This window comes from Nonomuraea rhizosphaerae (assembly GCF_019396405.1).
Classification (GTDB): Bacteria; Actinomycetota; Actinomycetes; order Streptosporangiales; family Streptosporangiaceae; genus Nonomuraea; species Nonomuraea rhizosphaerae.
On sequence record NZ_JAHKRL010000336.1, the window covers coordinates 1 to 18,708 of the forward strand.

The window sequence follows — 18,708 nt, forward strand, 5'->3', positions numbered from 1 at the left end:
CCCCCCCCGGGGACGCCCGTCTCCAGTACTGGGGCAGGACCGCCACCGCGCCGGGACGCCGTGGCCCCTGCGCGCCGCGTCGGCGCCGAAGCGCAGCGGTCTGCCGTTGCCGCGGTCGCGCAGGACGAGTGAGGGTTCGTTCAGCACGATGCCCCTGCCGCGGGCGTAGATCTGCGTGCTGGCCCTGCCGAGATCGAGTGCCAGGTCCTGACCCATGAGGCGGAACAGGCTCATGGTTAACCCCTTACCGACCTGCGACGATTCCAACATCGGGGCAAGAAGATTCTTCAGCCCAGATCCCGCCGCCCGAACGCCGTCACCCCTGCCAGAGCCAGCACGGCCGCCGTCGCGGCCAGCCAGGCGAGCGGCGCGACGGCCACGTCCTCGCCGGGCACGCGAGGGAGATGGAAGTACGGGGACAGCGCCCGGATCCGCTCGTCCAGCCGCAGCAGCTCGCCGAGCTGGCCCAGGATCAGGCAGCCCACCAGCGCCGCCCACGCCACCGCGGTCAGCCTGGGCGCCGCCCCGACCAGCAGCATGGCCAGCCCCGCCAGCACCCACGCGGCAGGCACCTGCACCAGGGCCGCACCGGTCAGGCGGGCCGCCTCACCGACGGGGTCGCCGACGCGCACGCCATGGGCCAGCCCCTCCGCCAGCCCGGCCACCCCCATGATCAGCGCGGTCCCGGCCAGCGCCCACACCAGGTGCGAGAGCGTCCACCGCCATCGCGGCACCGCCGTGGCCAGCACGGCCTCGGCCCGCATGGCGGCCTCCTCGGCCCGCATCGTCAGCGTGGCCTGTACGGCGAACCCGCCCGCGGCCAGCCCCAGCAGCCCGATCTCGGCCGACAGGAACACGTCCACCAACGCGCCCCTGCCGGTGCTCAGCTGCCGCAGTACGGCGCCGAGCTGCGGGTTGTCGTCCAGGATGTCGCCGACGCTCTCCGCCAGCGACCCCAGCATCAGCCCCACCCCGGCGAACCCGGCCGTCCACCCGGCCAGCGTCCCCCTGTGCAGCCGCCAGGCCAGGGCGGCGGGGCTGCCGAAGGACGGGGGCGCGGCGACCCGGCCCGCCCTCGGCGCCCACAGCCCGGCGCCCAGGTCCCGCCGCCTGGCCAGCAGCGCCGCCGCCGTCACCAGGGCGAGTGTGGCGCCGGCGTACAGGAGGAGGACCCACCACTGCTCACCCGCGAACGCCCGCACCCGCTGCGCCCACCCGAACGGCGACAGCCACGACAGCGTGTCCACCGACGCCGCGTCCCCCATCGCGCGCAGGGCGAAGGCCAGCCCCAGCGCCGCCGACCCCAGCCCCGTCGCCGTGCGCGCGCTGGAGGTGACCTGCGCGGCCAGCACCGCCAGCCCGGTGAACGTCCACCCCGTCGCCCCCACGGCCAGCCCGAACGCCACCGCCCCCGCCACCGGCAGCCCCAGGCCCGTCAGCCCGGCCGCGATCAGCACGGCGATCATCACATCGGCCGCCACCGCGACCAGCACGGCCGCGAGGGTGAGCGCGTGCCTGCCGACGACGCCCGAGCCGACCAGCTCAGCCCGTCCTGTCTCCTCCTCGGCCCTGGTGTGCCGCACCACCAGCAACACGCTCATCACCGACACCAGCACCACCGCGACGGTCGTCGCCCGCCACGCGGTCAAGCCACCCACCGAGCCCGCGTCGTACACGGGGCCGGTCAGGGCCCGTAACGCCGGGTTAGCGGCGACGGTGGCGGCCAGCGCGAGCCGCTGCCCGGCGTCGGCGTACAGCTCGGCGATGGCCGAGGCCGTCGCCGTGACGACCACCGGGATCAGCAGGATCCAGACCGGCAGCAGGATCCGGTCACGGCGCAGCGCCAGCCGTACGAGAGTCCCCACACCGGTCACGACGGCTCCCGGAGCATCGGCACGCCGGTCATGACGGCGCCTGGAGCATCCGCGCCGGTCATGACGGCGCCTGGTAGTGGCGCAGGAAGAGCTGCTCCAGCGTCGGCGGCCGGCAGGTCAGCCCGCGCACGCCCGTCTCGCCGAGCAGCCGCAGCACCCCGTCGAGATGGTCGGCCTCCACCTCGAACGTCACCCGCGTCCCCTCGGCCGCCAGCCCGTGCACACCGGGCAGCCGCTCCAGCCCCTCGGCCGGTTCGACCAGCTCGGCGGTGATCGAGGTGCGGGTGAGGTGGCGCAGCTCGGCGAGCGTGCCGCTCTCCACCGCGACCCCGGCCCGGACGATCGTCACCCGGTCGCACAGAGCCTCCACCTCCGACAGGAGGTGGCTCGACAGCAGGACGGTACGCCCGGCCGCGCGCTCCTCCTCGACGGACTGCCGGAAGGCGGCCTCCATCAGCGGGTCGAGCCCGGCCGTCGGCTCGTCGAGCAGCAGCAGCTCCACGTCCGAGGACAGCGCCGCCACCAGCGCCACCTTCTGCCGGTTGCCCTTGGAGTAGGTGTCGCCCCGTTTGCCGGGATCGAGGGCGAACCGGTCGAGCAACGCCCGCCTGCGTCGCGGGTCGAGCCCGCCGCGCAGCCGCCCCAGCAGGTCGATCGTCTCGCCGCCGGACAGCGTCGGCCACAGCACGACGTCGCCGGGCACGTACGCGAGCCTGCGGTGCAGCGCGACCGCGTCCTTCCACGGGTCGCCGCCGAGCAGCTCGGCCCGGCCGCCGTCGGCGCGCAGCAGGCCCAGGAGCACCCGCAACGTCGTGGTCTTTCCCGCCCCGTTCGGGCCGAGGAACCCGTGCACCTCGCCGGTCCTGACCGTCAGGTCAAGGCCGTCGAGCGCGGTCACCCGCCCGAATCGCTTCTTCAGACCCTCGATGAGTACGGCCGGCATAGGGCGCCTCCGCTTCGACGGTACATCTGGGTTTGGGAGGATGGATGCCATGCATACGCGACTTATCGGCCAGACCCGGGTCAGCGCCATCGGCCTGGGCGCCATGCCCATGTCCGTGCTCGGGCACATGCCCGACGAAGCCCAGTCGATCAGGACGATCCACGCCGCCCTGGACGCCGGGGTGACGCTGATCGACACCGCGGACGCGTACACACCCTCCCACGACCAGGTGGGACACAACGAGCGGATCGTGGCCAAGGCCCTCGCGAGCTGGAGCGGCGACACCAGCGGCGTCCTGGTCGCCACCAAGGGCGGTCACACCCGCGTGCCCGGCGGCGGCTGGCAGGTCGACGGGCGGCCGTCCTACCTGGCCGAGGCATGTGAACGCTCACTCAAGGCGCTGGGCGTCGAGGCGATCGGCCTCTACCAGCACCACCGGCCCGACCCCGCCGTGCCGTACGAGGAGACCATCGGCGGCCTGCGCGACCTGCTCGACGCCGGGAAGATCCGCATGGCCGGCATCTCGAACGCCGACCCCGACCGGATCAGGCTCGCCCACGAGATCCTCGGCGGGCGGCTGGCCAGCGTCCAGAACGAGTACTCGCCGCGCTTCCGCACCAGCGAGCCGGAGATCGACGTGTGCGCCGAACTGGGCGTCGCGTTCCTGCCGTGGTCGCCGCTGGGCGGCATCAGCTCGGCCGGTGAGCTGGGCGGACGGTTCGAGGGGTTCGGACGGGTGGCGGCCGAGCGCGGGGTGTCGCCGCAGCAGGTGTGCCTGGCTTGGGAGCTGGCGCGCAGCCCGGTCGTGATCCCGATCCCGGGCGCCAGCCGTCCGGAGACGATCGCCGACTCGGTCAAGGGCGCCGACCTGACGCTGACGGACGAGGAACTGGCCCTGCTCGGCTGAGCCCATTACCTAGGGTGGGCGGGGTTCGCCCGACGTAGGGCTCTGCTCGTTCGACGTACGGGCTCTGCTCGTTCGACGTACGACCGGTCCGTACGACGTACGGACCGGCCCGCTGGTGCAAGGAGACGGCTTCGCTGACGTGAGGGGACGGAATTGCTCGACTACGACGCCGAGGCGGGGCACTACGACGAGACGCGCGGCGGGCTGCCCAGGGCGTCGGCGGCGGCCGACGCGGTGTGCGGGCTGGTCCGGCCGTTCGTGCCGGGCGGCACACTGCTGGACGTCGCCTGCGGCACCGGCCTGGTCAGCAGGGAGCTGGCCCGGCGCGGCCTGCGTGTGCTGGGGGTGGACGCCTCGGCGGGGATGGCCGGGATCGCCGCCGGGCGGATCGGCGTGGCGCTCGGCGACAGCCGCCGGTTGCCCGTGCGGGACGCGTCCGTGGACGTGGTCACCACGATCTGGCTGCTGCACCTGTTGCCGGACGCGCGGCCGGTGATCGCGGAGTGCGCACGGGTGCTGCGGCCGGGCGGCATCTTCGTCACGACGGTCGACAAGCGCGCGTCCCACGGCACGGGTGGCTCCCGTACGCCGTCCGACCAGGCCGAGCTGGTCGTCGCGATTGCCGCTGCCCATGGGCTGAGGGCGTGCGGTGAGGCCACGTTCGTGGGCCACGGCCAGGGCGGCGGCTCCGGGCCTGACCCGGTGTTCCGGTTACTCGCCTTCGGCGGCTGACGTCCCCGGGCCGGCCTCGGACGCCCCCAGCCCGGCTTCGGGCGGCCGAGGGCCGGTCTCGGCGGGCGAGCCCTCACCGTCCCGGCCCGCCTCCCGCAGCTCCGCCAGCGTGTCGTCGGCCCAGTCGAGCGCCGCCCGCCCCTGCGCGATCCCGAGCCGCAGCGCGTACCTGCCGAACCCCGACGCCTTGACCACCGGCCTGCACTCCAGGCCGGCCAGCCGTTCGGAGAACTGCCGGCGCAGCCTGAGCACCACCTCGATGGCATCCTCCCGGTCCAGCAGCGGCAGCAGGAACGCCTGCAGCGCCACCTCGCTGCGCATCGCCGCCGTCGGCTGGTGCTCGATCAGCCACGACCGTACGAGCCGCGCCCCCTCAGGGGTGATCGCGTAGATCTTCCGGTTGCGCGCCCCCTCCGACTCGACCGCCACCAGCCCGTCGGCGGCCATCTTCACCAGTTCGGGGTAGATCTGCGTGTGCCCGGCCTGCCACGCGTTGCTGATCGACGACTCGAACGCCTTGGCCAGGTCATAGCCGCTCGCCGGTCCTTTGGCGTCCAGCAGCCCGAGCAGCGCGATCTTCAGGGACATGCGCACAGCATACCCAAGGCTTGACATGTCAGTCCTTACATGTCACTTTTCACCTGTGAGTACTGACAAGAGGAGCGACGGCCTCGTGCTGGTCGCCGTGCTCGGCGGAATGTTCCTGGCGATGCTCGACCAGACGATCGTCGGCACGGCCCTGCCACGGATCACCATGGAACTGGGCGGCTCAAGCCTGTACACGTGGGTCGTCACCGCGTACCTGCTCACCTCGACAGTGACCGTCCCCCTGTACGGCAGGCTGTCCGACCAGCACGGCAGGAAGCCGTTGCTGCTCATCGGTATGAGCGTGTTCCTGGTGGGATCGGCGCTGTGCGGGGTGGCGCAGGACATGACGCAGCTCATCGTGTTCCGGGCGGTGCAGGGGCTGGGGGCGGGCGCGTTGCTGCCGCTGTCGCTGGCCCTGGTGCTCGAAATGTTCCCGCCGGACAAGGGCGGCGCCCGCGTGCAGGGCGCGCTGGGCGGGGTGATGGCGCTCAGCTACCTGGCGGGGCCGTTCCTCGGCGGGCTGTTCACCGACCACGCGACCTGGCGCTGGGCCTTCTACGTGAACGTGCCGATCGGGCTGGTGCTGATCACGATCGTGGTGCTGCGGCTGCCGTTCCGCCCGGGGCACGGCGGCGGGCGGCCGGACTATGTGGGCATCGGGGTGTTCACGGTGGCGATCAGCTCGTTGCTGGTCGGCCTGACGGAGAAGGGGCTCGACGGGCACACCTGGGCCAGTCTCCCGGTGATCGGGCCGATCGGGCTGGCGCTGGTGCTCCTGGTGGTGTTCGTGCGGGTGGAGAGGCGGGCGGAGGGGCGGGGGACGGCGCCGATCATGCCGCTGCACCTGTTCGCCAACCGTACGTACACGCTGGTCAATGTGACGTCCTTCTTCACCGCGTTCTGCATGTTCGCCGGTGTCGTCTTCCTGCCGCGTTACTTCCAGGAGGCGCTCGGCGCGACGGCGACCGAGTCGGGGCTGCGGATCTACCCGCTGACGCTGGCCATGGTGGCCGGCAGCGTGCTCATGGGCGCGCTGGTCTCCCGTACGCGCGTGTACAAGCCCTGGCTGGTCGTGGCCCCGTTCCTGCTGGTGGCGGGCACGCTGTTGTGCGCGAACCTGACGCCGCACACCTCTGCCTGGCTGCTCGTCGGATGGATGGTGCTGATCGGGCTCGGCATGGGGCCGATGCTCTCGGGCCTGACCGTGGCCGTGCAGCAGTCGGTGCCCGCCCAGTACATCGGCACGGCCTCGGCGAACCTGACGTTCTTCCGCCAGATCGGCGGCTCGGTCGCGCTGGCGGTCGCCGGCACCGCCTACACCTCGGTCCTGGCCGCCGAGGCGCCGCTGCACGGCGTGCGGGCCGCCCACGCCTCGGCCGCCGCGCTCGTCATCCCCGTTCTGGGGGTGGCCGGCGCGGTCGTGGGGCTGGCCGCCCTCGTCGCGCTGCCGGCCGTACGGATCCGGAGGGATTCCCTCGAATCCAAGGTCGAGGCCGGTTTCGCGTCCTGACTGCGGTCATGCGAAGCTGTTCTTGTCCCCAACACCAGGAGGTCCTCATGGCGGATACACCGGAGCCGGATGTCGAAGAAACTCCCGAGGACGAGATGAAGCGCAAGTTCCGCGAGGCGCTGGAGCGCAAGCGCAACCAGCATGCCGACTCGGGCACGGGTGGCAGGGGCACTGACCCTTCCAAGATTCACGGCGCTCACGGGCCCGCCGCCAGCAAGCGCTCTTTCAGGCGCAAGAGCGGCGGCTGAAGCAGGCCTTCACGGGGGGTACGGTATGCCGTGCCCCCCTTTTCCTTGACCTGAGTAGGTAGATCTTCGCCCGATTCATGGGCTTAAGTTTGCCTTTGTCCGGTTTAGGGCATATAGTCGTACTTGTGACCAGCACGGTGACCTGGCGCTTCATCAGGAAGGCCGGCCGGCTGGCGCCGAATCCCGCTCCGGCGGGAACCGGGGACCCACCTTTTCCGGGGTGAATCCGACTACGTCGGTAGGGCATCTCCACGCCCGAACCCGTCAGCTAACCCGGTAGGCGAGATGGAGAGGACACTGCTATCCCCATGCGTACCCACCGCACCCCTTGGCCCTCAGCCGCCCGCGTGACGTCACCCGCCGCCGGCTGACCCTTACCTCGGACTGACCCACGACCTGGGTCGACCGCTCTTTACCTTCACTTCACCGCATCACCTCGCTTCACCGCGCGCTGCGTAGCGACCGTTCGGCGTTCTTCGCCCGGCTACGTCCCCATCTGTTGTGAGCGCGCTCTCCCCTGTCTCCGCACGAAGGACTTCACTGCTTCATGTCTGCCCGATTCGCCATGCTCACTGCCGCCGCCCTGGCCGCGCTGACCATCGGAACCGGTGCTGCCGCGCACGCCGACTCTCCTGAGATCGACAAGAAGATCCTGCTCAAGGGTTCCACGACCGCGTCCTACTTCTGGGACGACTCCTCCGGCCGCGCCGGGGACACGGGCCTGCCCGCCAGCGGCAAGCCCATGCAGAAGGGCCTGGCCGCCAGCCCCAGCTGGCCCCTCATGACCGAGGGGTACGTTGTCTACAAGGGCAAGAAGATGCCCTTCTTCGTCGGCGACCGCGGCCCGGGCGACCCCTCCTCCAGCGGCGTCATGCTCGACCTCGACGCCAAGACCTTCGCCGACCTGACCGGCGGCAGGTTCAACTCCTCCTCGCTGGGCGTCGACGGCAACGGCGGCCAGGGCCACATCAAGGTCGACTACGTCATCACCAAGTGGGGCGACGGCGTGGGCCGGAAGAACATCCCCGTCGCGTTCTCGACCGGCGCCTGGTCCCGCATCGACCGGAACCCGGCCAAGCCGCCGCAGATCCTGGCCGAGAAGAAGCCCGAGGAGAAGGCGGACGAGAAGGTCGTGGAGAAGGCCGAGACGCCGGACCGCGTCCTGGCCGAGAAGCCCGCTCCGGGCGCCGCCAACCCGCCTGCGGCCGGTACGCACGTGACGGCCATGGCGGAGAACGACGCCGACGGCTCGGGCGCCCTCAGCGGCGCCGTCGTGGCCGGCGGCCTGGCGATGGCCGGCGGCGGCATGGTCTACGGCCGCGACCGCATCCGCAGGCTCGTCAAGCGCTGACATCTGTCATCTGAAACCCGTCCCGCACCTGCGCGGGGCGGGTTTCGCGCGTCCCGGCGGGCCTTCCTGCCAAGCCCCTCCGCATGTCCGGAGGAAGTCCCTTTTTTGCCCTGGTGTGCTGGGCCCCGGGTCGGTCAAGATCAGTGCTTCTCTCATGGCTGGAGGAGTTACATGACCACCCCGTCAAGCGTCCGCGAAGCGCGTGAAGAGCTTGTCCGTACCCATTTCGAGTCCGAGGCCGCCCAGGACTTCGACGTCACGATGACGACGATGGGCCACCCTCGCTACGAGCTCATCCCCACCGGCGAGGTCTTCGACGGCGAGGACCAGGTGCTGGGCTACTACCTGAGGTCGCGGACGGCCTTCCCGGATCAGCGCCACGACAACGTCCGCCTGCACCACTCGGACACCGCGGTGATCGCGGAGTTCGACCTGCTCGGCACGCACCTCGGTGAGCTGTACGGCATGCCGCCGACCGGCCGCGACTTCCGCTGCCCGGTGGTGGCGTTCTTCTTCTTCGATGGGGCCGAGGGCTTGAAGATCGTCTGCGAGCGGATCTACTTCGACTCCGCCACCATCCTCAGACAGCTCGGCATCACCTCGGCCCCTGGGGGATGAGCCCGTTCACGCGAGGATCCATCCGCGCAAGCGCTTGCTACCTGCCGCACCGATCATCTGATGGCCATATGATGCGGATCCACGGAGGAAGGGGGCGGTGTGACCGAGCGTGAGCGATCCGCGAGCAAGATCGATCTGACCACTCCGAGCGTGGCCCGCATCTACGACTACTTACTCGGCGGGAAGGACCACTTCCCCGTCGACCGCGCGGCGGCCGAGCAACTCGTCCGGCTCAACGAGGAGCTCGGCGCCGACGTCCGGGAAGTGGCCAGGGCGAACCGCGCCTTCCTCGTCCGCGCCGTCGAGACGGCCGCCAGAGCCGGGGTGCGGCAGTTCCTCGACATCGGCACCGGCCTGCCCACTCAGGACAACGTGCACCAGGTCGCCCAGCGCGTCGTCCCGGACGCCAGGATCGTCTACTGCGACAACGACCCGATCGTGCTGGTCCACGCCAGGGCGCTGCTGGCCGACAACCCCGGCACCGTCATCGTCGAGGGTGACGCGCGCGACCCGAAGGCCATCCTGGAGGCCGCCGCCGCCCACCTGGACTTCAGCCGGCCGGTCGCCGTGCTGCTCGTCGCGGTGCTCCACTTCCTCGCCGACGACGAGGAGGTGGCCGGCATCGTCAGGACCCTGCGCGAGCCGCTCGTCCTGGGCAGCCACCTGATCGTCTCGCACACCTACATGGAGATCGAGCGCAGCCCGGAGAAGCTCGCCGAGTCCTACGACATCTACCGGCGCACCACTTCGGGCTCCATGACCCTGCGTGACCGCGCCGCGGTGCGCGGCTACTTCGACGGGCTGGAGCTGCTCGAACCCGGCGTCGTGCCGGTGCAGGACTGGCGCAACGACGAGCCGTTCGTCCCGCCCGGCCTTGAGCTCGGCGGCCTCCTGGGCGCGGTCGGCCGCGTCCCCTAGCCTCCCTCTCAGGACCGGATCTCTCAGGACCGGATCCCCTCCACATCCCGTACGCCGCGCAGCGCCCGGTACAGCGGCAACGGCGACACGACGACGATCGCCCCGGCCGGCCACAGCGTCGCCCGCACCCCGGCCAGCTCCCCGAGGACCCCGCCCAGCAGCGCCCCCAGCGGGAACAGCCCCATCGTGAGGAACCGCACGGTGGCGTTGACCCGCCCCAGCATCCGTTGCCGGCAGCTCGCCCTTGCCGATTACCGGGGGCAGGTAGCTCTGGTAGCCGACGTCGAAGAAGACCCGGGCGAGACCGGTCAGCAGCGACACGAGCACGAGCTGGCTGGTGGTCTGCCCGAGCAGCAGCAGGCGAAAGTCGCGGTGCCGGAAGGGGGAGCCGGTTGGCACGGAAGCCTCCAGAGAGCGGGTGGGTGAACCCCACCCCGCAGCTCCAAAGGCGTCGCTGGGGGAGGGGGACGTTACCCGCCCATCTGGAAAGGGTCAAATCAGGTAGCTGGTCTTTACGCCGAAAGAACCAGAATGCCATTCTGTTTCTGTGACGACCATGCGCGCAGCGGCCAACGGCATCGAGATCGCCTACGAGACCTTCGGCTCACCAGGCGGTCGTCCCCTGCTCCTCATCATGGGCCTCGGCGCCCAGCTCATCCACTGGGACGACGAGCTCTGCGAGCTGCTCGCCGAGCAGGGCCACCACGTGGTCAGGTTCGACAACCGCGACGCCGGGCTCTCCACGCACCTGCACGACGCGGGCGTCCCCCAGCCGGGCGCGGCCTCGGCGTACCTGCTGGACGACATGGCGGACGACACCGCCGGGCTGATGGACGCGCTCGGCTGGAGCGCCGCGCACGTCGTCGGGGCCTCCATGGGCGGCATGATCGCCCAGACGCTCGCCATCCGGCACCCCGAGCGGGTGCTGACCCTCACCTCGATCATGTCCACCCCCGGCCCGAACGTCGCCCCGCCCACCGCCGAGGCCAGCGCGCGGCTGCTCGTCGCGCCCGCCGCGGACCGGGAGGGCGTGCTCGCCCAGAGCGTGGAGACCTGGTCGGTGATCGGCTCGCCCGGCTTCGAGCTGGACAAGGAGCGGATCATGCGCGTGGCGGGGCTCGCCTACGACCGGGGCTTCGACCCTCCCGGCACCACCCGGCAACTGGCCGCGATCATGGCCTCGGGGGACCGCACGGAGCGGCTGGCCACGATCGGGGTGCCCACGCTGGTCATCCACGGCGAGGCCGACCAGCTCGTCCCGCTCGTCGGCGGTCAGGCGACGGCGGCGGCGATCCCGGGGGCCACGCTGCTGACGTTCCCCGGGATGGGCCACGACCTGCCCCGGCCGCTCTGGCCGGACATCGTCGAGGCCGTCACCAAGCTCACGAAGGGCTGAGCGGGGGTCGGTGGCTCGCCTCTGCCGCGCCCAGACGGCGAGCCACCGAGTCCATGAGGCCCGTCAGACCTCCAGCTTCTCCTCGATGGCGCGAAGCTGGTGCCTGGCCATGGCGAGGTTGGCGCGTTGGCGGTCGAGGGCGAGGTAGAGGAACAACCCCTTCCCGCCACGGCCGGTGATCGGCCGGATGATGTGGTACTGGCCGCTCAGCGTGATCAGGATGTCCTCGATGGACTCCTTGAGCCCCAGCGAGTCCATCGTGCGCAGTTTGGCCTTGACCACCTCGGTGTTCCCGGCCGCGGCGACCTGTAGGTCCAGGTCCTTGGAGCCGCCGAGCGCGCCCAGCGCCATGCCGCTGCCGTGGTCCACGATCGCCGCCCCGACTGAGCCGTCGATCGCCATCATCTCCTTGAGAGAGACGTCCATGCTGGCCATGCTTTCCTCCGTTCAAGGTCAGTGCGTACGTGCTGCGATGGCGGCCACGCTGGCCGCCGTCTTTCGGCCCTCCAGCCGGAGCAGCCCGAGGTTCGTGCCGGGCTCCGCCAGGACTGTGAGGACGATGGTGGGGCCGGCCGCGTAGAGGGCGGCGAAACCGGCGGTGCCGGAGACGAGCGTCTCCTCCAGGACGCCCTTCCCGGCCATGATCATCAGTCGCCTGCTCATCGCCAGGAACGCCGCGGACATGGCGGCCGTCTGCTCGCCGCTCTCGTAGGCGACGTCACAGGCGATGGTCAGTCCGTCGACCGTGCAGGCGACGCTCCCGCTGATGTCGGGGGTGCGCTCGCGCAGCAGCACCATCTCCCTCAGCACCTCTTCACGCAGCTTCACCGGTGGCCTCCTTAACGGGCGGGGGAACCTCATGACAGTTCCTCCAGCGCCTTCTTCAGGCGCATCAGCAGGACCAGGTCCGTCGGGTCCGCGGTGACGGCCGGGCCGAGCATGGGGCCGGAGGCGCGGGGATCGTGCGGCGGACGCTCACCGGCCGGCGCGCGGACCCGCTGCGGCAGGCCGTGCGCCCCGTCCTGGAGGGCTCGTGCCGATGCTCTGGGAGCCTTGACGGCGGGCTCCTCCGGCGGCGCCAGGAGCCCGGCCGCGGCCAGCCTCCGCACGGCCAGCAGGACCGAGTACCCGGACCGCCCGAGCCGTCTGGCCAGGTCGAGCGGCGTCGCCTCGGCGTCGGCCCCGATGACCACCTCCCACTGCACCGGGTCGAGCGTCACCCCGTGGCCGGGCAGTCGCGGCGCCGGTCGTACGGGGGCGGTGTCCAGCGCCGCGGAGGGCCAGGTCTGCGCGAGGTACGCCCGGCGGCGCGCGGACTCCCGCATCAGGCCCGCCACGTCGAAGTACCACTGCCCGCCCAGCCAGTGCTGCTCGCCGGGCCGGAACTTCGGCCTGGTCCCGGCGACGGGCAGCAGAAAGAACGCGGCGTCCAGCACCGCCCCCAGCACGCAGTACTGCAGTTCGCCAAGGGTGACCGTCCCCTCCTCCAGCAGGCGCGCGCAGCCGCCGTCGTCCCGCAGCCGGCGCAGCGCGGTCTCCGGGACGCGCCCGCGGGCCGCCAGCAGGCGTTCGACGCCGGGCGTCTGGGCGCATTCCATGTACGTGACGCGGCCCTCGCTGAGGAAGACCGTCCCGGCCCGGCCGACGCGGAGCGCCCCCGTGGAGTGTTCACGGGCGAGACCGGAGAGCAGCGTGTCCAGCGGTGCCATGGGTCACGTCAGCAACTGGCTGGAGATGGCTTGCAGGCGGTAGCGCGCCAGGGCGAGATTCGAGCGTTCCAGATCCAGGCGCACGTAAATGACCAACGGCCCTTCAAATACTGTTTCCAGGAGTCTGAGTAAATGGTGGCCTTTGTCGGTAGTGACCAGCATGTCGTCAATGCGAACCGTTTCACCCGGGCACGAACGCGCCAGCCCGTCCGTGGCCGCGCGCAAGGTCTCCGTGAGCGCGGCAGCCGAACACTCCGCGTCCACCCCCTGCGGGGGCCCGCTGATCGCCACTGCCATGCCGCTCGTCTGGTCCACGAGCATCGCGTCCAACGCCCCTGGGATCGCCATGACCTCGGTCAGGCAGTCGTCCAGTCCCAGCACGTGACCTCCCACACCGTCCATGAGACTTGGACAGCGTAGGAGGGTTGGGACACTCAGGTGTGATCGGATATACCGAGATTTGTATGAGGTGGCAGATGTTTATCGCCGGGGCGAAGAAAAACCTCACCGAGGCGAACATTTATTGGATATATGGCGATTGTTAGCGGCAATTGAGAATATAATTCATATATCCGTGGACGCAACCGGCGCGACCGGGTTGACCGGGTCGTCGGGCAGCAGCGCCTCCTCGTCCGGCTTGTGCACGAGCACCTGGTCCACGTACGACTTCACGGCGGCCGTCAGCCCCACGTCGGCCCCGGCCGCCTCCGACAGGTACCACCGGTGGTCCAGCACCTCGTGGAACAACTGCGCCGGCTCCAGCTTCCCGCGCAGCCGCTGCGGGATCGCCTCCACCGTCGGCTGGAACACCTCCGCCAGCCACCGGTGCGCCACGATCGCCTCGTCCTCGTGCCGCAGCCCCTTGGCCACCCGGAAGCCGTCCAGGTCGTTCAGCAGCCGCCGGGCCTGGTTCTCCTCGACGTCGAGGCCGGTCAGGCGGAGCAGCCGCCGCTGGTGGTGCCCGGCGTCGACCACCTTGGGCCGCACGATGAGCCGGCCGGTGCCGACCTTGCGCCGCACCATCATCTCGGCGACGTCGAAGCCGAGCAGGTTCAGGCGCCTGATCCGCTGCTCCACGCGGTGCCAGTCGACCTCCTCGATGATCTCGTCCTGGGTGATCTCGTTCCAGAGCCGGTGGTAGCGGGTGACGATGTCCTCGGCGGTCTCCATGGGGTCGATCGACGGGTGCAGCAGCCCGCCGGCCTCCAGGTCGAGCATCTCGCCGAAGATGTTCAGGTGGGCCGTGTCGATGTCGCCGAGCCGCTGGCCCTCGCTGATCATCGGGTGCATCTCGCCGGTCTCCGCGTCCACCAGGTACGCGGCGAACGCGCCCGCGTCCCTGCGGAACAACGTGTTCGACAGCGAGCAGTCGCCCCAGTAGAAGCCGGTCAGGTGCAGCCGCACCAGCAGCACGGCCAGCGCGTCGAGCAGCCGGGTGAGCGTGTCGGGGCGCAGCGTCCCCGACATGACGGCCCGGTAGGGCAGCGAGAACTGCAGGTGCCTGGTGATCAGCGCCGCGTCCAGCCCCTCCTCGCGGCCGGTGACGTAGGCGATCGGCTCCACCGACGGCGCGTCGAGCCGGGCCAGGTCCCACAGGAGCTGGTACTCGCGCCGGGCGTAACGCTCGCTGATCTCCTTGATCGCGTACACCGTGCCGGACAGCCTCACGAACCGCACCACGTGCCGCGAGATGCCACGCGGCAGCTCGACCAGGTGGTGCTGCGGCCAGTCCGCGAGAGGGGTCTCCCACGGCAGCCGGATCAGGTCGGGGTCGCCGAGCGCGCCGGTGATCTGGAGGGGCATTTGCCCAGGATAGTGTGCGAAGGTGGACGAGTTTCTCAAGTGGTATTTCACCGGCCGGCCCGTCGTCGCCAGCTACCTGGGAGCCGACGGCTACGATCACACGCTCGGCGACTTCACCGCCGCCGCCTTCACCGCCCGCGAGCGCGAGGAGGTCCGATGGCTGGAGCGGCTCTCCACGCTGGAGGCCCCGACGCCGGACGACGCGATCGACAGGGATCTCGTCCTGTCGCAGCTCAGGGGCTCGATCGCGCTGGCCTCCTGGCCCGACTGGAAGCGTGACCCCAGCGCGTACCTGTCGCCGATCTTCACCTCGATGTTCACGCCGTTCCAGCAGCGGCTCAAGCCGGAGCCCGAGCTGGTGGCCGCCGCGATCTCCCGGCTGGCCGAGGTGCCCGGCGTGCTGACCGCCTGCCGCACCAACCTCGACCCCGGCCTCGCCGCGCCGCTGCTCGTCCAGCGCGGGCTGGGCCAGGCGCGGACCGGCCGCAACTTCCTGACCAGGACCGTCCCCGCGATGGTGCGCGACCCCGAGCTGGCCGCGAAGCTCGCCGCGGCGGCCGAGCCCGCCGCCGTCGCCTTCGACGACTTCGTCGCCTTCCTGGAGGGCTTCGAGTGCGGCGGCACCTGGCGGATGGGCGAGCGGCTCTACTCCACGCTGCTGCGCGAGCGCGAGATGCTCGGCTACGACGCCGCCGAGCTGCACCGCAAGGGCAGGGCCGCCTGGGACGCGCTCGACGCCGAGCTGCGCGAGGCGGCCCTCCGGGTCAACGGCTCACCGGACTGGCGGGCCGCCATGGAGACCGTCATGGACGACCATCCGCCCACGCTCGCGGCCATGCGGGAGGAGTACGAGGCCGAGACGCGCCGGGCCCGCGACTTCGTCATGGAACGTGATCTCGTCACCTTCCCCGAGGGCGAGGAGTGCCTGGTCCTGCCCTCGGCCGAGTACAGCAGGCCGATCCTCGCCGTCGCCCACTACCTCGCGCCGCCGCCGCTGACCAGCTCGCGCACCGGTGTGTTCTTCGTGCCGTACACGCCCGACGACTTCACCGAGGAGCAGGTACGCCAGCGGCTGCGCACCAACGCGCGGGCCCAGATGCCGTCGATCGCCGTGCACGAGGCGTACCCGGGACACCACTGGCACCTGTCGCACATGGCGGGCAACGGGAGGAAGGTCCGCAACGTCTTCCGCACGCCGTACTTCACCGAGGGCTGGGCGCTGTACGTCGAGAAGATGCTGCGTGAGCAGGGCTACTTCGACACGCCCGCGACCGAGCTGTGCCACCTCGACTTCCGCATCTTCCGGGCGGCCAGGATCATCGTGGACACGGCGCTGCACTGCGAGGACATGACGGTCGAGCAGGCCGAGACGTTCATGGCCACGAAGGCCTCACTGTCGCCGGGGACGGCCAAGGGCGAGGTCAGCCGCTACTGCGCGTGGCCGACGCAGGCGCCGTCGTACCTGACCGGGGCGATCGAGATCGACCGGATCAGGGAGTCGTACGAGGGGTCGCTGAAGTCGTTCCACGACAAGCTGGCGGGGTCGGGCGGGCTGCCGCTGGGGCTGGCCGAGCAGGCGGTGCGACTGTAGGCCCTTTCTCACGGGCGCCCTCTACCGGGTTAAGGGCGCCCTCTACCGGCAGGCCTCCTCGGCGTCGTACGAATACAGCCAGGAGTTGTGCCGCAGCGGGTTCTCGCCCGCGAACGCGGCGTCGCGGGCCACCTGCTCCGGCCCGTCCGGCAGGTGGTTGAGCTGCAGGCGTCCCCGGCTGACCCGCTGCACCTTGTGCGCCCGGTCCAGCCGGATCCGCTCGTAGCACTCCAGCGGCTCCTCCCGCCCGTCGGCGAGGCAGGTCGCCAGCACGGCGGCGTCCTCGATCGCCTGCCCGGCACCCTGCGCGAACAGCGGCAGCATCGGATGCGCCGCGTCGCCCAGCAGCGCCAGCCGTCCCTTGACCCAGGGGCGCAGCGGGTCGCGGTCGAGCACCGCCCAGCGCCCGACGGTGGTGGCCGTGGACAGCAGCTCGCCCACGCGCGGGTCCCAGTCGGCGAACTCGGTGACCAGGTCGGCCGGCTTGCCCTGCGAGGTCCAGGACTCGACGTCGTCCTCGGCCGCCGGGCTGAACGCGACCACGTTGATCTTCGTACCGGCGGACACGGGGTAGTGCACCAGGTGGCGGCCGGGCCCGAGCCAGACGGTCTGCACGGGATGCCGGGCCAGCTCCGGGGCCGCCTCGGCCGGGATGAGGCAGCGCCAGGCGCACACCCCGAAGGAGTGCGCCGGCGGCGAGGGCGTCACGTGGTCGCGCAGCGTGGAGTGCACGCCGTCGGCGGCCACCACGACGTCCGCGCCCGCCCGCGAGCCGTCGGCGAAGCCGAGCGTCACGCCGTCGCCGTCCTGCTCCGCCCCGGTGCAGCGCATGCCGAGGCGCACCGCCTCGTCGGGCACCTTCGAGCGCAGCATGTCGAGCAGGTGGGCGCGGTGCAGCACCCAGGTGGCCTCGCCGTACAGGCGCTCGCACTCCTTGCCCAGCGGCTGCTCGAACAGCACCCGCCCGTCCTGCCAGCGCCGGAACTGCCAGCCGGTCTCCAGGGGCACCCCCACCTCGGCCAGCCGCTCGTACAGGCCGAGCCTGCGCAGCAGGCGGGCCGCGTTCGGGGCGAGCACGAGGCCCGCGCCGATCTCCGTCAGCTCGGCGGCCTGCTCGTACACGACCGCCTGGATGCCCGCCCGGTGCAGGAACGCGGCGGCAGCCAGCCCGCCGATGCCCCCGCCGACCACGGTGACGTCAGATGTCCGCACGAGATCACTATGCTACGGACGGCTGGGAAATGCCGGAGATCTTGACGATCCGCCGCGGCGGATCTCGGGGTGGTCCGGTCAGATGCGACCTCGTGCGGCGCGGTCAGGCGCGGCGGGGGAACGACGGCGGGTTGAGCGAGCGCTCGATCACCGCCGTGAGCTGCTCCTCGGTGAGGATGGTCGGCCTGCCCACGCCCAGCCCGCGCACATACACCTCGCACAGCCACTCCAGCAGCCGCGTCGCCTCGAACGCCTGCTCCAGCGTGGCGCCGATGGTCACGCCGCCGTGGTTGGCCATGAGCGCGGCCTGCTTGCCGTCGAGCGCGGCCCGCACGTTCGCCGCCAGCTCGGGAGTGCCGTACGTGGCGTACTCGGCCACCCGCACGACCCCGCCCAGCAGCAGCGCGTTGTAGTGGACCGGCGGCAGCTCGGCCATCGTGGTGGCCACCACCGTCCCGAACACCGAGTGCGTGTGCACCACCGCCTGCGCGTCGGTCGTCTCGTAGACGGCCAGGTGCATGGGCGTCTCGGAGGACGGCTGCAGGTCGCCCTCCACGAGGTGGCCCTCGACGTCCACGACGGGGCACATCTCCGGTGTCAGCCGGTCGAGCGCGGCACCCGACGGGGTGACCGCCACCAGCTCGCCCAGCCGGACGCTGAGGTTGCCGGAGGTGCCGATGACCAGGCCCAGCTCGACGGCCCGCCTGCCGTACTCGCACAGCTGCTCGCGGAGGCTCATGAGCGGCAATGTAGTCGGTCGTCCGAAATACCTCAATGTCATTGACCGGCGCGCTGCTGTGAACGTATGTTCGAGCAGTTGCGTACTTTCGGTATGGAAGAGAGCTGGTCATGAAGGCACCGCTCATCGCCATCTACGGAGCCAACGGGCACACCGGGCGCCTCGTCGCCTCCGGGCTCCTCTCACGCGGCCACGAGATCGTCCTGGCCGGACGGGACGAGTCGCGGCTTCGCGCGTTCGCCGAGGAGCTGGGGAAACCGGAACGCGTGCGGACGCACGTCGCCGCCCTCGACGACCCGGCGGCGCTGCGCTCGCTGGCCGAGAGCGCGGCGGTGCTGATCCACTGCGCCGGGCCGTTCGCCGAGACGTGCGAGCCGGTCGCCGCCGCGTGCGCCGCGGGCGGCTGCCACTACCTCGACCACGCGGTCGAGCCGCACCCGGTCAAGTACCTGTTCGACTCCATGCAGGCCGCCGCCGAGCGGGCCGGGATCGTGATGGTCCCGCAGATGAGCTTCTACGGCGGCGTCGCCGACCTGCTGGCCGCCGCCGTCGCCGACGGGCTGCCCGGC

22 protein-coding genes and 1 riboswitch are annotated in these 18,708 nt (G+C 71.2%); of the genes, 10 read left to right on the top strand and 12 right to left on the bottom strand.

Features of this window, described 5'->3' with window-relative positions:
- The 3 genes from KME77_RS16780 to KME77_RS16790 form a co-directional block, all read right to left on the bottom strand.
- Nucleotides 1-234 (bottom strand): rod shape-determining protein (locus tag KME77_RS16780; RefSeq protein WP_219468203.1); only part of this gene is annotated, 234 nt, incomplete at its 3' end.
- Between the two features lie 53 nt (nt 235-287).
- Nucleotides 288-1,874 (bottom strand): ABC transporter permease, encoded by a 1,587-nt coding sequence (locus tag KME77_RS16785; protein WP_219468206.1) that lies wholly within the window; start codon nt 1,872-1,874, stop codon nt 288-290.
- A gap of 58 nt (nt 1,875-1,932) precedes the next feature.
- Nucleotides 1,933-2,817 (bottom strand): ABC transporter ATP-binding protein, encoded by an 885-nt coding sequence (locus KME77_RS16790; protein ID WP_219468210.1) that lies wholly within the window; start codon nt 2,815-2,817, stop codon nt 1,933-1,935.
- A gap of 49 nt (nt 2,818-2,866) precedes the next feature.
- Between KME77_RS16790 and KME77_RS16795 the strand changes: the two genes are divergently transcribed.
- Nucleotides 2,867-3,724: an aldo/keto reductase gene (locus KME77_RS16795; protein WP_219468212.1), complete on the top strand. Its 858-nt coding sequence runs from the start codon at nt 2,867-2,869 to the stop codon at nt 3,722-3,724.
- Nucleotides 3,725-3,877: 153 nt separating this feature from the next.
- A complete protein-coding gene (locus tag KME77_RS16800; RefSeq protein ID WP_219468214.1) occupies nt 3,878-4,456 on the top strand; it encodes a class I SAM-dependent methyltransferase in 579 nt (192 codons plus the stop codon).
- On the opposite strand, the gene KME77_RS16805 is transcribed toward KME77_RS16800, so the two are convergent.
- On the bottom strand, nt 4,436-5,044 hold the full coding sequence (locus KME77_RS16805) for a PadR family transcriptional regulator (protein WP_219468216.1): 609 nt from the start codon (nt 5,042-5,044) through the stop codon (nt 4,436-4,438). The genes KME77_RS16800 and KME77_RS16805 overlap by 21 nt on opposite strands.
- A 55-nt stretch (nt 5,045-5,099) precedes the next feature.
- On the opposite strand from KME77_RS16805, the gene KME77_RS16810 reads away from it, so the two are divergent.
- The 5 genes from KME77_RS16810 (at nt 5,100) to KME77_RS16830 (ending at nt 9,689) form a co-directional block, all read left to right on the top strand.
- Complete coding sequence (locus tag KME77_RS16810; RefSeq protein ID WP_308250731.1) at nt 5,100-6,554, top strand: MDR family MFS transporter; 1,455 nt, start codon at nt 5,100-5,102, stop codon at nt 6,552-6,554.
- 47 nt (nt 6,555-6,601) lie between these two features.
- On the top strand, nt 6,602-6,802 hold the full coding sequence (locus KME77_RS16815) for a DUF5302 domain-containing protein (protein WP_219468221.1): 201 nt from the start codon (nt 6,602-6,604) through the stop codon (nt 6,800-6,802).
- A gap of 164 nt (nt 6,803-6,966) precedes the next feature.
- Nucleotides 6,967-7,100: riboswitch (cyclic di-AMP (ydaO/yuaA leader) on the top strand.
- A gap of 249 nt (nt 7,101-7,349) precedes the next feature.
- On the top strand, nt 7,350-8,153 hold the full coding sequence (locus KME77_RS29355; RefSeq protein ID WP_246609910.1) for a hypothetical protein: 804 nt from the start codon (nt 7,350-7,352) through the stop codon (nt 8,151-8,153).
- A gap of 171 nt (nt 8,154-8,324) precedes the next feature.
- Complete coding sequence (locus KME77_RS16825; protein ID WP_219468224.1) at nt 8,325-8,771, top strand: ester cyclase; 447 nt, start codon at nt 8,325-8,327, stop codon at nt 8,769-8,771.
- Between the two features lie 99 nt (nt 8,772-8,870).
- Nucleotides 8,871-9,689 carry an SAM-dependent methyltransferase gene (locus KME77_RS16830; RefSeq protein WP_219468227.1) on the top strand — a complete coding sequence of 273 codons (819 nt, stop codon included), beginning with the start codon at nt 8,871-8,873 and terminating at the stop codon, nt 9,687-9,689.
- A 23-nt stretch (nt 9,690-9,712) separates the two neighbouring features.
- Here KME77_RS16830 and KME77_RS16835 read toward each other — a convergent pair whose 3' ends face one another.
- Nucleotides 9,713-9,913, bottom strand: coding sequence for a hypothetical protein (locus tag KME77_RS16835; RefSeq protein WP_219468230.1), 201 nt, complete (start codon nt 9,911-9,913; stop codon nt 9,713-9,715).
- A gap of 332 nt (nt 9,914-10,245) precedes the next feature.
- Here KME77_RS16835 and KME77_RS16840 point away from each other — a divergent pair, with 332 nt between their 5' ends.
- Entirely contained in the window at nt 10,246-11,085 is an 840-nt protein-coding gene (locus KME77_RS16840; RefSeq protein ID WP_219468261.1) for an alpha/beta fold hydrolase, read from the top strand.
- Nucleotides 11,086-11,148: 63 nt separating this feature from the next.
- Here the strand turns inward: KME77_RS16840 and KME77_RS16845 are convergent, their stop codons facing one another.
- From KME77_RS16845 to KME77_RS16865, 5 genes are all read right to left on the bottom strand, one after another.
- A complete protein-coding gene (locus KME77_RS16845) occupies nt 11,149-11,520 on the bottom strand; it encodes a hypothetical protein (protein WP_219468233.1) in 372 nt (123 codons plus the stop codon).
- Between the two features lie 18 nt (nt 11,521-11,538).
- On the bottom strand, nt 11,539-11,913 hold the full coding sequence (locus tag KME77_RS16850; RefSeq protein ID WP_219468237.1) for a roadblock/LC7 domain-containing protein: 375 nt from the start codon (nt 11,911-11,913) through the stop codon (nt 11,539-11,541).
- A 29-nt stretch (nt 11,914-11,942) separates the two neighbouring features.
- Nucleotides 11,943-12,794 (bottom strand): hypothetical protein, encoded by an 852-nt coding sequence (locus KME77_RS16855; protein ID WP_219468239.1) that lies wholly within the window; start codon nt 12,792-12,794, stop codon nt 11,943-11,945.
- Between the two features lie 3 nt (nt 12,795-12,797).
- Nucleotides 12,798-13,175: a roadblock/LC7 domain-containing protein gene (locus KME77_RS16860; RefSeq protein ID WP_219468242.1), complete on the bottom strand. Its 378-nt coding sequence runs from the start codon at nt 13,173-13,175 to the stop codon at nt 12,798-12,800.
- 183 nt (nt 13,176-13,358) lie between these two features.
- A complete protein-coding gene (locus tag KME77_RS16865) occupies nt 13,359-14,597 on the bottom strand; it encodes a DUF4032 domain-containing protein (protein WP_219468244.1) in 1,239 nt (412 codons plus the stop codon).
- Nucleotides 14,598-14,619: 22 nt separating this feature from the next.
- On the opposite strand from KME77_RS16865, the gene KME77_RS16870 reads away from it, so the two are divergent.
- The gene (locus tag KME77_RS16870) at nt 14,620-16,188 is read left to right on the top strand and encodes a DUF885 domain-containing protein (protein WP_219468247.1); all 1,569 of its coding nucleotides are present in this window, start codon (nt 14,620-14,622) and stop codon (nt 16,186-16,188) included.
- A 42-nt stretch (nt 16,189-16,230) separates the two neighbouring features.
- Here KME77_RS16870 and KME77_RS16875 read toward each other — a convergent pair whose 3' ends face one another.
- A complete protein-coding gene (locus tag KME77_RS16875; RefSeq protein ID WP_219468252.1) occupies nt 16,231-17,400 on the bottom strand; it encodes an FAD-dependent monooxygenase in 1,170 nt (389 codons plus the stop codon).
- A 103-nt stretch (nt 17,401-17,503) separates the two neighbouring features.
- The gene (locus KME77_RS16880) at nt 17,504-18,139 is read right to left on the bottom strand and encodes a class II aldolase/adducin family protein (RefSeq protein ID WP_219468255.1); all 636 of its coding nucleotides are present in this window, start codon (nt 18,137-18,139) and stop codon (nt 17,504-17,506) included.
- A gap of 110 nt (nt 18,140-18,249) precedes the next feature.
- Between KME77_RS16880 and KME77_RS16885 the strand changes: the two genes are divergently transcribed.
- Nucleotides 18,250-18,708: saccharopine dehydrogenase NADP-binding domain-containing protein (locus tag KME77_RS16885; protein ID WP_219468258.1), on the top strand; the 459-nt coding region annotated here is incomplete at its 3' end.

Bases quoted from the DNA above. Each gene is read 5' to 3' on its own strand.
- KME77_RS16790 (WP_219468210.1), bottom strand. From the start codon at position 2,817: ATGCCGGCCGTACTCATCGAGGGTCTGAAGAAGCGATTCGGGCGGGTG.
- KME77_RS16795 (WP_219468212.1), top strand. From the start codon at position 2,867: ATGCATACGCGACTTATCGGCCAGACCCGGGTCAGCGCCATCGGCCTG.
- KME77_RS16805 (WP_219468216.1), bottom strand. From the start codon at position 5,044: ATGTCCCTGAAGATCGCGCTGCTCGGGCTGCTGGACGCCAAAGGACCG.
- KME77_RS16815 (WP_219468221.1), top strand. From the start codon at position 6,602: ATGGCGGATACACCGGAGCCGGATGTCGAAGAAACTCCCGAGGACGAG.
- KME77_RS29355 (WP_246609910.1), top strand. From the start codon at position 7,350: ATGTCTGCCCGATTCGCCATGCTCACTGCCGCCGCCCTGGCCGCGCTG.
- KME77_RS16825 (WP_219468224.1), top strand. From the start codon at position 8,325: ATGACCACCCCGTCAAGCGTCCGCGAAGCGCGTGAAGAGCTTGTCCGT.
- KME77_RS16835 (WP_219468230.1), bottom strand. From the start codon at position 9,913: ATGCTGGGGCGGGTCAACGCCACCGTGCGGTTCCTCACGATGGGGCTG.
- KME77_RS16840 (WP_219468261.1), top strand. From the start codon at position 10,246: ATGCGCGCAGCGGCCAACGGCATCGAGATCGCCTACGAGACCTTCGGC.
- KME77_RS16845 (WP_219468233.1), bottom strand. From the start codon at position 11,520: ATGGCCAGCATGGACGTCTCTCTCAAGGAGATGATGGCGATCGACGGC.
- KME77_RS16855 (WP_219468239.1), bottom strand. From the start codon at position 12,794: ATGGCACCGCTGGACACGCTGCTCTCCGGTCTCGCCCGTGAACACTCC.
- KME77_RS16865 (WP_219468244.1), bottom strand. From the start codon at position 14,597: ATGCCCCTCCAGATCACCGGCGCGCTCGGCGACCCCGACCTGATCCGG.
- KME77_RS16880 (WP_219468255.1), bottom strand. From the start codon at position 18,139: ATGAGCCTCCGCGAGCAGCTGTGCGAGTACGGCAGGCGGGCCGTCGAG.